Here is a 12,791-nt window from a genome sequence, read left to right on the forward strand (position 1 = left end):
GAGCAAGGATTTGGCCGATCATGGCTATGCCCGATTTCACGATGCGCCAGCTATTGGAAGCCGGCGTGCATTTCGGACACCACACCCGCCGCTGGAACCCGCGCATGGCGCCGTTCCTGTTCGGCGTGCGCAATCAGGTGCACATCATCGACCTGCAGCAGACGGTGCCGATGCTGGACCGTGCGCTGAAGGCGATTCGCGACACCGTGGCCGGCGGCGGCCGCGTGCTGTTCGTCGGCACCAAGCGCGCCGCGGCGGACCAGATCGCCGATGCCGCGAAGCGTTGCGGCCAGTACTACGTCAACCATCGCTGGCTGGGCGGCATGCTGACGAACTGGAAGACCATCACCGGTTCGATCAAGCGCCTGCGCCAGATCGACGACATGCTGGCCGGCGATACCCAGGGCCTGACGAAGAAGGAAATCCTGGACATCACCCGCAACCGCGAGAAGCTGGAACGCTCGCTGGGCGGCATCAAGGAAATGGGCGGCCTGCCGGACATCCTGTTCGTCATCGACACGAACAAGGAGAAGCTGGCGGTCGAGGAAGCCAACAAGCTGGGCATTCCGGTCGTGGCGGTGCTGGACAGCAATTCCGACCCGCGCGGCGTGACCTTCCCGATCCCGGGCAATGACGACGCCATCCGCGCCATCGCGCTGTATTGCGAGCTGGTGTCGGGCGCTGTCCTGGACGGCATTTCGGCCGAGCTGGGCGCGTCGGGCCAGGATTTCGGCGCGGCCGAGGAACTGCCGATCGACACCGTGGCCGAGGCCGACGCTGCCGAGGCCCAGGCGGTCTGACCCCGGGGGCCGCCCGGCGGGACGATTCATCGAAGAATCTCCCGGACCGGCGGGCCGTTCGGATAATGCTTGCCGTGTCCGTTCGCTGACGGGACATGCAGGCGCTTCCCGCGCGTGCGGCACCGGGCGGGCTGGAGTGTGAGGGGTTTTCGCCCGTACGGCATCGGCGGCCAGCGGGGGGAACCGGCATGATGACAGACGCAAGCGCGCGCCCTGCCGGTTCGGCAGGGCGCGCCTGCCTTGAGGAGAGACGGATATGGCGGAGATTACCGCAGCCCTGGTGAAGGAACTTCGCGAGAAGACCGGCGCCGGCATGATGGACTGCAAGAAGGCCCTGAACGAGGCCGGCGGCGAGATCGAGGGCGCGATCGACTGGCTGCGCAAGAAGGGCCTGGCCGCCGCGGCGAAGAAGTCCGGCCGCGTGACGGCCGAGGGCCTGGTCGGCGTCGCGTCGTCCGACTGCGTCGCCGCGATGGTCGAGGTGAATGCCGAGACCGATTTCGTCGCCCGTAACGAGAGCTTCCAGAACTTCGTCGAGGCCGTGGCCAAGGCCGCGCTGACCGCCGGCGAGGACCTGGAGAAGATCAAGGCCGTGGTGCTGGAGAGCGGCCGCACGGTCGCCGACGAACTGACCCACCTGATCGCCACGATCGGTGAGAACATGTCGATCCGCCGCGCGCGCGTGCTGAGCGTGCCGTCGGGCGTCGTGGCCAGCTACATCCATTCGGCCGTGCGTCCGGGCCTGGGCAAGATCGGCGTTCTGGCCGCGATCGAGGCCCCGTCGGGCAACGAGGCGCTGGAGATTCTGGGCCGCCAGGTCGGCATGCATGTCGCCGCGACCCGTCCGGCCGCGCTGGATATCGACAGCGTCGATCCGGCGTCGCTGGAGCGCGAGCGCGCCGTCCTGATCGAGCAGGCCCGTGCGTCAGGCAAGCCCGAGGCGATCATCGAGAAGATGGTCGAGGGCCGCATCCGCAAGTTCTACGAGGAAGTGGTCCTGCTGGAGCAGGTGTGGGTGCATGACGGCGAAAGCCGGGTGCGCAAGATCGTCGAGAAGGCCGGCGCCAAACTGGTGGCGTTCGATCGCTTCCAACTGGGCGAAGGCATCGAGAAGGAAGAGAACGACTTCGCGGCCGAGGTCGCCAAGGCGGCCGGCGTCTGATCGACGCGGCATCATCGAGCCTGGACGGGGCGGGGCCTTCCTGATGGAATGGGAGGTACCCGCCCTTGTGCTGTCCGCGGCGCCCTATGGCGAAAGCAGCGCCATCATCCACCTGCTGACCGAGGAATACGGGCTGGTCCACGGTCTGGCGCGCGGGGGCACGGCGCGGGCCAACCGGGCGCTGTGGCAGCCCGGCAACCTGATCCGCGCGGCATGGCGCGCGCGCCTGCCGGACCAACTGGGCAATCTGTCGGGCGAACTGGTGCATGGCCCGGCCGCACGGCTGATGACGGCGCCGCTGGCGATGGCCATGCTGGCTTCGACCTGCGCGGTGGCGGATGGCAGCCTGCCGGAGCGCGAGCCCCATCCGCGCATCTTCCATCTTCTGACCCGTTTCTTCAGCCTGATCGGCCTGGATCCGGACCTGGCGGGGTGGAGCGGCATGGCCGCGCTGCTGCGGTGGGAAGCCTGTCTGCTGAGCGACCTGGGCTATGGCATGGATCTGTCGGCCTGTGCGCTGGGAGGCGGGCGGGAGGACCTGGCCTGGGTCTCGCCGCGCACCGGGCGGGCGGTCGGCGACGCGGCGGCCGGGGCGTGGCGGCCGCGCCTGCTGCGGCTGCCGCCGCTTTTCCTGGATGAAGCGGACCCCGGCACGCACCGGGACTGGTGCGACGGGCTGCGTCTGACCGGGCATTTCCTGGCGCGCGACGCGTTCGGCCAGCGCCATCGTCCGCTGCCCCCCGCCCGGCTGCGGCTGGCGGACATGGTCGCGGAACTGCCCGATATGGCGTGATCGCGGCTTGCCGGCGTCAAGTATGGCAGCAGGTGCGGCAGTGGACAAATCCGGTGTTTTCTCTATCTGTTCCCCCGACAGGAGGAACGCATGACAGTGGATACCAGCGGCCATATCGAGGAAACCCGGCTCGCCGACGCGCTGAGCGAACGGTACCTGGCCTATGCGATGTCCACCATCATGTCGCGCTCGCTGCCCGATGTGCGCGACGGGCTGAAGCCGGTGCATCGGCGGATGATCTACGCGATGCGGCAATTGCGCCTGGACCCCTCGGCGGGGTTCAAGAAATGCGCCCGCGTGGTCGGCGACGTCATCGGTAAATACCATCCGCACGGCGATGCGTCGGTCTATGAGGCCCTGGTGCGGCTGGCGCAGGATTTCGCGGTGCGGTACCCGCTGGTCGAAGGCCAGGGCAATTTCGGGTCGATCGACGGCGATAACGCCGCGGCGATGCGGTACACCGAAGCGCGGATGACCGAGGTGGCCCGCGCGCTGCTGGAGGGAATCGACGATGACGCGGTCGATTTCCGCCCGACCTATGACGGCGAAGAGCAGGAGCCGGTGGTCCTGCCGGCGGCGTTTCCCAACCTGCTGGCCAATGGCGCGGCGGGAATCGCGGTGGGGATGGCGACCAGCATTCCGCCCCATAATGTCGGCGAGGTCTGCGCCGCGGCGATGACGCTGATCCGCCGGCCCGACGCGACGGTGGCCGAACTGATGGAAGACATGCCGGGTCCGGATTTCCCGACCGGCGGCCTGATCGTCGAGGACCGGGCGAGCCTGTTGCAGGCCTATGAGACCGGACGGGGCAGCATCCGCATCCGGGCCCGCTGGTCGGTCGAGCAGGGGCGGTTCGGCACCTGGCAGATCGTGGTGACGGAAATCCCGTACCAGGTGCAGAAATCCCGCCTGATCGAGCAGATCGCGGATCTGATGGAGCAGAAGAAGCTGCCGCTGCTGGGCGATATCCGCGATGAGAGCACGACGGATATCCGGCTGGTGCTGGAGCCGAAATCGCGCGGCGTCGAACCCGAAGTACTGATGGAGACGCTGTTCCGCGCCACCGCGCTGGAAAGCCGGTTCGGGCTGAACATGAATGTGCTGGGCGCGGACAGGGTGCCCGGCGTGCGTAGCCTGCGCGAGGTGCTGCGGGCCTGGCTGGACCATCGGCACGATGTGCTGCAGCGGCGCAGCCGCCACCGGCTGCAGGCGGTGGATCGCCGGCTGGAGATCCTGGACGGATTCCTGGCGGTCTATCTGAACCTGGACGAGGTCATTCGCATCGTCCGCGAGGAGGACGACGCCAAGGCCGGGCTGATCGCCGCGTTCACGCTGACCGAGTTGCAGGCCGAATCCATCCTGAACATGCGCCTGCGCAGCCTGCGCCGGCTGGAGGAGATGGAGATCCGCAAGGAGCATGCGGCGCTGACGGCCGAGCGCGGGGAGCTGCTGGCGCTGCTGGACAGCGAGGCGCTGCGCTGGAAGCGGATCACCGAGGAGTTGAAGGCGATCCGCAAATCCTTCGGCGGCGGCGCGCTGGGCGCGCGGCGCAGCGAACTGGCCGAGCCGCCGCGTGCGATCGACGTGTCGGTGGCCGAGGCGGTCGAGCGCGAGCCGCTGACCCTGATCCTGTCGGCCAAGGGCTGGGTCAAGGCACTGAAGGGGCACGGCATCGACGTGGCGGCGCAGAAATTCAAGGAAGGCGACGGGTTCCGCATGGCGGTGGAGTGCCACTCCACCGATCGCCTGTGCTTCTTCGCGACCGATGGCAGGGCCTTTACCCTGCGTGCCGCCGACCTGCCGCGCGGGCGGGGCGACGGCCAGCCGATCCGCCTGCTGGTGGATCTGTCGAATGACGAGGACGTGGTCGACATCTTCGTGGTGCGCGAGGGGGGGCGGCATCTGCTGGCGTCCAGCGCCGGGCGCGGGCTGGTGGTGCGCGACGAGGACATGGTCGCCGAAAAGCGCACCGGCAAGCAGGTGCTGAACCTGAAGGATGCCGAAAGCGCACGGATCTGCCTGGCGGTATCGGGCGATCATGTCGTGGTGCTGGGCCAGAACCGGCGCATGCTGGTCTTTCCGGTGGGGCAACTGCCGGAAATGGCGCGCGGACTGGGGGTCGCGCTGCAGAAATACAAGGAAGGCGGCCTGATGGACGCCTGCATCCTGTCGTCCGAGGCCGGGGTGGCGTGGCCCGATCCGGCGCGGGTCCGCCCCTTTGCCGATTTCCGCGATTATCTGGGCAAGCGCGCGGATGTGGGCCGTCCCGCCCCGGCCTGGGCCACCCGCAAGCCGCGCCCCAAAGCATGAGAGGCAGAGGCTGTGACACAGCCTCTGAGGCGCGCGGAGCGCGCGCCCTATTCGGGGAATGCGACCGGGAAGCGGGCCATGCCGGCGCCTTCCTCGGGCAGGTTCTGGTGGTTCAGGGGGGTCCATGCGCCGCGGAACAGGATTTCCGCCGGGCGGAATCGGGCCTTGTAGGCCATTTTCGCGCTGTCGCGGATCCAGTAGCCCAGATAGAGATAGGGCAGACCCAGCCGCCGCGTATGCGCGATCAGGTGCATGATGGCATAGGCGCCGAGCGAGCGGGATTCCATTGTCGGGTCGAAGAAGCTGTAGACGGCCGACAGCCCGTCATCCAGCCGGTCGATCAGGCTGACACAGACCAACTGGTCTTCCTGGGTGCGGAATTCGACCATCAGCGTGTCGATGGGCGTATCCTCGATCATCGCGCGATAATCGTAGAAATTCATCGCCGCCATGTCGCCGTCGGCATGGCGGGCGAACTGGTAGCGCTGGAAGAGGGTGAATTGCTCGGTCGTGGCGTGGGCCGGGACCTCGAACCCTTCGATGGCCGCGTTGCGGCGCAAGATGCGGCGCTGCGTGCGGTCGGGGGCGAAGGTCGCGACCGGGACGCGGATCGGCACGCAGGCGCTGCAGGCCGGGCAGACCGGGGCGTAGGCGATGGTGTGGCTGCGCCGGAAACCGGCGCGGGACAGGCGGTTATGCAGCCGCTCGGCGTCCGGGCCGCCGATGTCGGTGACGACCTTGCGCTCCATCCGGCCGGAGACATAGGGACAGGGCATTGGCGCCGTCGTGTAGAACAGTTGCGGACGACGCGGCGATGTATAGGTCATACGCCTCCTCGACAGGATACAGCGCCCGGCGGGCCGATTGGCGACGCGGGCCGCCGGGCGAACGCCCCGGTGTCCCGCCGCCGAAATTCGGCACGAATTCCGGCGGTCGGCAGGCCACCAGGAGAATGCTGCGTCGCGCGGCCCCCGCTTTCCGGCCGATGGTAACGGTTTGATCGCGCGTTTGCATCACAATCTGCCGTGCGGGCCGAGATTTGTGACGTCGGCGTGACGCTTCGGGCACGGGGCCGGCCGGCGGGGAATCAGCCGGCGCGGAGTAGCCGGGCGGCCTCGACCGCGAAATAGGTCAGCACCCCGCTGGCCCCGGCGCGGCGAAAGCCCATCAGGCTTTCCAGGATCGCGCGGTCGCGGTCCAGCCAGCCGCGCTCCATCGCCCCGGCCAGCATGGCGTATTCGCCCGACACCTGGTAGGCGAAGGTCGGCACCGCGAACCGCTCGCGCACGCGGCGGATGACGTCCAGATAGGGCATGCCGGGCTTGACCATGACCATGTCCGCGCCCTCGGCCAGGTCCTGTGCCACTTCGCGTAGGGCCTCGTCGCTGTTGGCCGGATCCATCTGGTAGGTCTTCTTGTCGCCCTTCAGCAGGCCGCCCGAGCCCAGCGCGTCGCGAAACGGGCCGTAGAAGGCGCTGGCGTATTTGACGGCGTAGGACATGATCCGCGTATCGGTCAGGCCCTGGGCGTCCAGGTCGCGGCGGATGGCGCCGACGCGGCCGTCCATCATGTCGGACGGCGCGATGATGTCGATGCCCGCCGCGGCCTGGTTGACGGCCTGGCGCGACAGGATGGCGACCGACTCGTCATTGGCGACATAGCCGTCGCGGATCACGCCGTCATGCCCGTGGTCGGTATAGGGGTCCAGCGCCACGTCCCCGACCAGCCCCATATGCGGGAATTCGCGCTTCAGCAGCCGGGCGGCGCGGCAGATCAGGTTGTCGGGGTTCAGGGCCTCGGTCCCCTGGGCGTCGCGCAGCGCCGGGGGGGTGACGGGGAACAGCGCCAGGGCCGGGATGCCCAGCGCCGCCGCCGGTTCGACGTGGGCAGCCAGCCGGTCCAGCGTGACGCGCAGCACGCCGGGCATCGAGGCCACTTCGGCCCGGGTGTCGGCGCCTTCGATCACGAAGATCGGCCAGATCAGGTTGTCGACCGCGAGCGTCGTCTCGGCGACCAGGCGGCGGGTGAAATCGTCCCGGCGGTTGCGGCGCAGGCGGGTGGTGGGAAATTGGCCGGTCGTCGTCATATGCGCTCTCCGCGCCCGGCGCCGGCGGTTCGGCGGGAACGGCGCGGCTGCGGGCTGATGGTGTAACGGGCACCCGCGCGCCGGGCGCGAGTCCGTCGCCCGCCGCGCATAGCCTTGGGGCAGTATGGTCCGCCTGGGCCGAACCCGCCAGATATGGCCGGGCGGGGCGGCCATGCGCCCCTGCCCGGACGGAGGTCAGGGTAGGGGCCTCAGGATTCGGAAGCCAGGGCGCTGTTACGGCGGCTGTAGCCGAAATAGATCGCCATACCGATGATCAGCCATACCGCCAGGCGGATCCAGGTCAGCCCGTCCAGCGACAGCATGACCGCCAGGCAGCACAGGATGCCCAGCACCGGAATGACCGGACCGCCCGGGACGCGGAAGCGGCGTTCGAGCCTCGGTGCGGTGCGGCGCAGGAACATCACGCCGACGCAGACGATGACGAAGGCCAGCAGGGTGCCGATCGAGGTCATGTGCGCCAACTGGTCGATCGGCAGGAAGGCCGCCAGGCCGCCGGTGATGACCATGAACAGCAGGTTGGAATACCATGGCGTGCGCCATTGCGGATGGATGGAAGAGAACATCGCCGGCAGCAGCCTGTCGCGCGACATGGCGTAGAAGACGCGGCTCTGCCCCAGCAGCAGCACCAGCAGCACCGAGGTGAAGCCGCAGATGATGCCGATCTTGACCGCCAGCTTCAGCCACGGGAAGGGCGTGCGGTCGATGGCGGTGGCGACGGGGGCCGCGTCGCCCAGCATGTCATGGTAATTCACCAGCCCGGTCAGCACCAGCGAGAACGTCACATAGGCCAGGGTGCAGATCAGCAGGCTGCCCAGGATGCCGATCGGCATGTCGCGGGCGGGGTTGCGGGTTTCCTGCGCCGCGGTGGAGACGGCGTCGAAGCCCACATAGGCGAAGAAGATGGTGCCGGCCGCGCGCATGATGCCCGACAGGCCGAAATGACCGAACGTGCCGGTATTGGCCGGGATGAAGGGAACGTAGTTCGCCGTCTTGATATAGGGCAGGCCGAAGGCGATGACCGCGGCGATGATCGCGAGCTTCACCACCACGATGACGCTGTTGACGCGCGCCGATTCCGACACGCCGCGGATCAGCAGCGCCGAGACGACGCAGATGATGAAGGCGGCCGGCAGGTTCATGAAGCCGGTGACATGGCTGCCGTCGGGCAGGGTGACGGCTTCGAAGGGCGAGGCCAGCAGGCGGGGCGGCAGCGAGATGCCCCAGGTGCCGAGCAGGGAGGCGACATAGCGCGACCAACTGACCGAGACGGCGGCGGCGCCGACGGCGTATTCCAGCACGAGGTCCCAGCCGATGATCCAGGCCACGATTTCGCCCAGCGCCATGTAGGCATAGGTGTAGGCGCTGCCGGCGATGGGGATCATGCTGGCCAGCTCGCTGTAGCACAGCCCGGCGAAGCCGCAGGCGATGGCGGCGACGATATAGGACAGGACCACGGCCGGCCCGGCATTTTCAGACGCGGCGATGCCCGTCAACGAGAACAGGCCGGCGCCGATGGTGCAGCCGATGCCCAGCGCGATCAGGCTGGCGGGGCCCAGGACGCGGCGCAGGCCGTGGCTGTCGTTCGGGATTTCGATTCGCTTGCGGCGGAACAAGCCCGTGGCAGTCTGGTTGGCAGGCGGCTGCGCCATGCAGTGCGTCTCCTGAGAATAGGACGGGGAGGATAAGGCTGGGTCCCGCGGCAACGCCGTGTGGCCTCGCGACGCCAGAGACGCTAGAATGCGCGAAATGACAATGACGCGTGGGCAAAGGCCATTGGGATTCTTCCGATGACTGGCAGCGGCGTTGAAGGAACTGGAGATTATAACGATGCCGGACCAGATGAGCCAGAGCGGGTTGCATGCCTATTTCCGCGCGTCGCTGCGCGAGCGTGATCCCGCCGTCGCCGGGATGATCGCCGGCGAGCTGGAGCGCCAGCGCGAGGGGATCGAGCTGATCGCCAGTGAGAACATGGTGTCCGAGGCCGTGCTCGAGGCCCAGGGCAGCGTGCTGACCAACAAATATGCCGAGGGCTATCCCGGCCGGCGCTATTACGGCGGCTGCGGCGAGGTGGACAAGGTCGAGAGCCTGGCGATCGAGCGGGTCAAGGCGCTGTTCGGGGCGGATTTCGCCAATGTGCAGCCCCATTCGGGGGCGAATGCCAACCAGGCGGCCTTCATGGCGCTGGTCAGCCCGGGCGACACGATCCTGGGCATGAGCCTGGCGGCCGGCGGGCACCTGACCCATGGGGCGGCGCCGAACTATTCCGGCAAATGGTTCCGCGCGGTGCAGTATGGCGTGCGGCGCGAGGACGGACTGCTGGATTACGAGGAGATGGAGCGCCTGGCCCGTGCCGAGAAGCCGAAGCTGATCGTGGCGGGGGGATCGGCCTATCCGCGGACCATCGATTTCGCGCGCTTCCGGGCCATCGCCGATGAGGTCGGGGCCTATCTGATGGTCGACATGGCCCATTTCGCCGGCTTGGTGGCCGCGGGCCTGTATCCGTCGCCGCTGCAATTCGCCCATGTGGTGACCAGCACCACCCACAAGACCCTGCGCGGGCCGCGCGGCGGGCTGATCCTGACCAACGATGCCGACCTGGCGAAGAAGATCAATTCGGCGGTGTTCCCCGGCCTTCAGGGCGGGCCGCTGATGCATGTGATCGCGGCCAAGGCCGTGGCGTTCGGCGAGGCGTTGCAGCCGGAATTCCGGGCCTATCAGGAAGCGGTGGCGGCCAATGCCCGCGTTCTGGCCGACACGCTGCTGTCGCGCGGCTTCGACATCGTGACCGGCGGCACGGACAGCCATCTGATCCTGGTCGATCTGCGCCCCAAGAAGGTGACCGGCCGCGCGGCCGAGCGGGCGCTGGAACGCGCCGGCATCACCGCGAACAAGAACGCCGTGCCGTTCGATCCGGAGAAGCCGGCCGTGACCTCGGGCATCCGGCTGGGCAGCCCGGCGGCGACGGCGCGGGGCTTCGGCGTCGAGGAATTCCGCGCGGTTGGCGAGATGATCGACGAGGTGCTGACCGCGCTGGCCGAGAAAGGGGAGGAAGGCTGCCCCGAGACCGAGGCCGCGGTGCACCGGAAGGTGCGGACCCTGTGCGCGCGTTTCCCGATCTATCGCTGATCGGGCTGTCGTCGGACGGCTGAACTCTCGGGGGCCGGAATGCGCATGGCCAGGCGCACGGCCGTCTGGCCTCGTCCGGGGCGCAAATTGGGCATGACCAGCATGCAGTCCGGGTAGGGCGTGCGGATTTCGTCCGGTCCGTCCTGCGCCAGCAGGGTGCCGCGCCGGCGAATCGTCTCGCCCCCGCGGAACGGCCGGACGAAGCGGAAGCCGGGGGTCTGGGCCGTGACGATGTCGGTGACCATCATATGCCGGGGCATCGGCTGCGGCGGCGGCGCAGGTGCTTCGTCCCGCGGCGGCAGCAGGCCGGTATGGCGCAGCAGGGCGCGGATCGCATGGTCGGTCGCTTCGACCGTCGCGGGGGCCCAATGGGCGCCGGCCTCCAGCAGGCAGGCGGCGCCCGGGCTGTGGGGATCGGAAAACCGGACGAAATCGATCAGCCGCGGTCCGGCCCGGTGGCCGTGATCGGAGACGATCAGCGGCGGGTCGCCCACCAGGGCGGATAGCCTGCGCCCGCTTTCCGCGCCGCCCGCGAGCATCAGCGGCGTGCCCGGCCAGAGCATGGAATGCAGATCCATCAGGATATCGGCGCTGTCGATCACCGGCAGGATCGCGCGGGCCCGGTCGAGTTCGTGCGAGCGGCGCGCGCTGGAGAGGATCTGCGGGCACCAGAGCCGGTTCATGTCCTCATCGACGAAGCGCGACGCGACGGGGGAGGCGCGGTCGAAATGCGCGAAGGCGGCGAGATTGGCGAAGACCAGCGACAGGCGGCCGCGCCGGGGGCGGACGGATTCGCGCAGCAGCCGGTCCAGGGCGATCGCCCCGGCATATTCGTTCCCGTGGATCAGGGCGGTCAGCACCACGTGCGGGCCGGGCCGCGCCGCCTGGTAGTGCATCACGCCGGGAATGCCGCAATTACCGGCCAGCCAGGGGGAAAGGTCCGGCGGCGGGATATCCACGTCGAAGCGCGGCAGCGGCGCGGGGGGCGGGGGCAGGGTGTCGCTGAATGTCGGCCGGCCGCGTACGCGGGGCGAGGGGCCGGGGCGCGTCGTGGAACCGCAGCTCATGGCGCCGCGCCGTCTTCCTGACCGGATGGCGGGCCAGGGACATGTTCGTCTTTTCCGAAGTCGCCAGCGGCGGTGAAAGGGAGCGGACCGGCCATGGCGCGAGTTTATCGACTCGCCCGGGCGCTGCAATGCCACCCGGCCCATGGAGGTGGGCACATCGCTGTGTGCTATGCATGGCGCACAGTCGATAGCCGATCGGGGGCAGCCGATCGCCTGCGCCGATGAAGCCCGCGCCTGAATTCCGTGTCCGAATCCCGCGTCAGGGGGCGTCGATCGCGACGATGCGGGCGCCGCTCCGTTTCTCGATCTCGCGCAGCAATTGCCGCTCCGCCGGGTCGCAGAGTGACAGGGCCGTGCCCCGGCGGCCGGCCCGCGCGGTACGGCCGATCCGGTGGATATAGGTTTCGGGCTGCTCGGGGATGTCGAAATTCACCACCAGGGCCACGTCGTCGATATCGATGCCGCGGGCCATGACGTCGGTGGCTACCAGGGCGCGCACCGTGCCCCGGCGGAAGGCCGCCAGCGTGTGGTCGCGCCTTGCCTGTCCGTGATCGCCATGCAGGGCGGCGGCGGCGATCCCGGCGCCGGTCAGGCTGCGGGCCAGAGAATCCGCGGCCTGCCTGGTGCGGGTGAAGACCATGGTGCGGCCGGAATCCTGCTGGCGCAGCAGGGCGGCCAGGGTGGCCGGCTTGCGGTCGGCCGGGGTGAAGATCACCTGCTGGCGGATGCGCGGCGGCGGGGCCGACTGCTCGGGCGGGGCGACGCGCAGCGGCTTGTGCAGCAACTGGCGCGCCAGGGCCGAGATGGCGGGCGACATGGTAGCCGAGAACAGCAAGGTCTGGTGCCGGGTCGGCAGGCGGGCGGCGATCGCGCGTACGTCGTCGACAAAGCCGAGATCCAGCATCCGGTCGGCTTCGTCCAGTACCAGGCAGCCCGTTTCCTCAAGCGTGATCGTGCCGTCGGCCAGGTGGTCCAGCAACCGGCCGGGGGTGGCCACCAGCAGGTCGATGCCGTTCTGCAGGGCGCGTGTCTGGCGGTCCTTGGGCACGCCGCCGATCGCCAGGGCGACGGTCAGTCCGCAGCCGCGGATGCAGGTCCGGATGGTGCCGGCGGTCTGGCTGGCCAGTTCGCGGGTCGGCGACAGGATCAGGGCGCGTATCCGGCCAGGGGGCTGGGGCGCGGCGGCGGGAGGGACGGCCTGGGCCAGCAGGCGGTGGACGGTCGGCAGGACGAAGGCCGCGGTCTTGCCGGTGCCGGTGCGGGCCAGGGCCTCGACGTCGCGGCCGTCGCGGATCGGCGGAATGGCCAGGGCCTGGATCGGCGAGGGCGCGGCATAGCCCGCCCGCGCGACATTGGCGAGAATGCGCGGATCCAGGCCCAGATCGTCGAAGCGGGTGGCTAGCTCGGTCATGATGGGAGGGGAATA

Annotated in this window: 10 protein-coding genes; 5 read left to right on the forward strand and 5 right to left on the reverse strand. The window is 69.0% G+C overall.

Annotated elements, in window-relative coordinates:
• The first annotated feature begins 20 nt into the window (after positions 1–20).
• The 4 genes from rpsB to parC all read left to right on the forward strand — a co-directional run bounded on the left by rpsB (position 21) and on the right by parC (position 5,065).
• Entirely contained in the window at positions 21–800 is a 780-nt protein-coding gene (gene rpsB, locus AAC691_RS01120) for a 30S ribosomal protein S2 (RefSeq protein WP_176640776.1), read from the forward strand.
• 256 nt (positions 801–1,056) lie between these two features.
• Entirely contained in the window at positions 1,057–1,962 is a 906-nt protein-coding gene (gene tsf / locus AAC691_RS01125; RefSeq protein ID WP_176640775.1) for a translation elongation factor Ts, read from the forward strand.
• A gap of 43 nt (positions 1,963–2,005) precedes the next feature.
• Positions 2,006–2,755: a DNA repair protein RecO gene (gene recO / locus AAC691_RS01130; protein WP_342628670.1), complete on the forward strand. Its 750-nt coding sequence runs from the start codon at positions 2,006–2,008 to the stop codon at positions 2,753–2,755.
• A gap of 90 nt (positions 2,756–2,845) precedes the next feature.
• The gene (gene parC / locus AAC691_RS01135; RefSeq protein ID WP_342628671.1) at positions 2,846–5,065 is read left to right on the forward strand and encodes a DNA topoisomerase IV subunit A; all 2,220 of its coding nucleotides are present in this window, start codon (positions 2,846–2,848) and stop codon (positions 5,063–5,065) included.
• 47 nt (positions 5,066–5,112) lie between these two features.
• Here the strand turns inward: parC and AAC691_RS01140 are convergent, their stop codons facing one another.
• The 3 genes from AAC691_RS01140 to AAC691_RS01150 form a co-directional block, all read right to left on the reverse strand.
• The gene (locus tag AAC691_RS01140; RefSeq protein ID WP_342628672.1) at positions 5,113–5,892 is read right to left on the reverse strand and encodes an arginyltransferase; all 780 of its coding nucleotides are present in this window, start codon (positions 5,890–5,892) and stop codon (positions 5,113–5,115) included.
• Positions 5,893–6,152: 260 nt separating this feature from the next.
• A complete protein-coding gene (gene hemB, locus AAC691_RS01145; RefSeq protein WP_342628673.1) occupies positions 6,153–7,151 on the reverse strand; it encodes a porphobilinogen synthase in 999 nt (332 codons plus the stop codon).
• Between the two features lie 209 nt (positions 7,152–7,360).
• A complete protein-coding gene (locus tag AAC691_RS01150; RefSeq protein WP_342628674.1) occupies positions 7,361–8,821 on the reverse strand; it encodes an amino acid permease in 1,461 nt (486 codons plus the stop codon).
• Positions 8,822–8,999: 178 nt separating this feature from the next.
• Between AAC691_RS01150 and glyA the strand changes: the two genes are divergently transcribed.
• On the forward strand, positions 9,000–10,298 hold the full coding sequence (gene glyA / locus AAC691_RS01155) for a serine hydroxymethyltransferase (protein WP_408906039.1): 1,299 nt from the start codon (positions 9,000–9,002) through the stop codon (positions 10,296–10,298).
• Here the strand turns inward: glyA and AAC691_RS01160 are convergent.
• A complete protein-coding gene (locus tag AAC691_RS01160) occupies positions 10,289–11,365 on the reverse strand; it encodes a succinylglutamate desuccinylase/aspartoacylase family protein (protein ID WP_176640103.1) in 1,077 nt (358 codons plus the stop codon). The two genes, glyA and AAC691_RS01160, sit on opposite strands and share 10 nt — an antisense overlap.
• A 259-nt stretch (positions 11,366–11,624) precedes the next feature.
• A complete protein-coding gene (locus AAC691_RS01165; protein ID WP_342628675.1) occupies positions 11,625–12,776 on the reverse strand; it encodes a DEAD/DEAH box helicase in 1,152 nt (383 codons plus the stop codon).
• Positions 12,777–12,791: the final 15 nt, after the last annotated feature.

Source organism: Nguyenibacter vanlangensis, from assembly GCF_038719015.1.
Lineage (GTDB): Bacteria > Pseudomonadota > Alphaproteobacteria > Acetobacterales > Acetobacteraceae > Gluconacetobacter > Gluconacetobacter vanlangensis.

Bases quoted from the DNA above. Each gene is read 5' to 3' on its own strand.
- AAC691_RS01165 (WP_342628675.1), bottom strand. From the start codon at position 12,776: ATGACCGAGCTAGCCACCCGCTTCGACGATCTGGGCCTGGATCCGCGC.
- AAC691_RS01140 (WP_342628672.1), bottom strand. From the start codon at position 5,892: ATGACCTATACATCGCCGCGTCGTCCGCAACTGTTCTACACGACGGCG.
- AAC691_RS01160 (WP_176640103.1), bottom strand. From the start codon at position 11,365: ATGAGCTGCGGTTCCACGACGCGCCCCGGCCCCTCGCCCCGCGTACGC.
- recO (WP_342628670.1), top strand. From the start codon at position 2,006: ATGGAATGGGAGGTACCCGCCCTTGTGCTGTCCGCGGCGCCCTATGGC.
- parC (WP_342628671.1), top strand. From the start codon at position 2,846: ATGACAGTGGATACCAGCGGCCATATCGAGGAAACCCGGCTCGCCGAC.
- tsf (WP_176640775.1), top strand. From the start codon at position 1,057: ATGGCGGAGATTACCGCAGCCCTGGTGAAGGAACTTCGCGAGAAGACC.
- hemB (WP_342628673.1), bottom strand. From the start codon at position 7,151: ATGACGACGACCGGCCAATTTCCCACCACCCGCCTGCGCCGCAACCGC.
- glyA (WP_408906039.1), top strand. From the start codon at position 9,000: ATGCCGGACCAGATGAGCCAGAGCGGGTTGCATGCCTATTTCCGCGCG.
- AAC691_RS01150 (WP_342628674.1), bottom strand. From the start codon at position 8,821: ATGGCGCAGCCGCCTGCCAACCAGACTGCCACGGGCTTGTTCCGCCGC.
- rpsB (WP_176640776.1), top strand. From the start codon at position 21: ATGGCTATGCCCGATTTCACGATGCGCCAGCTATTGGAAGCCGGCGTG.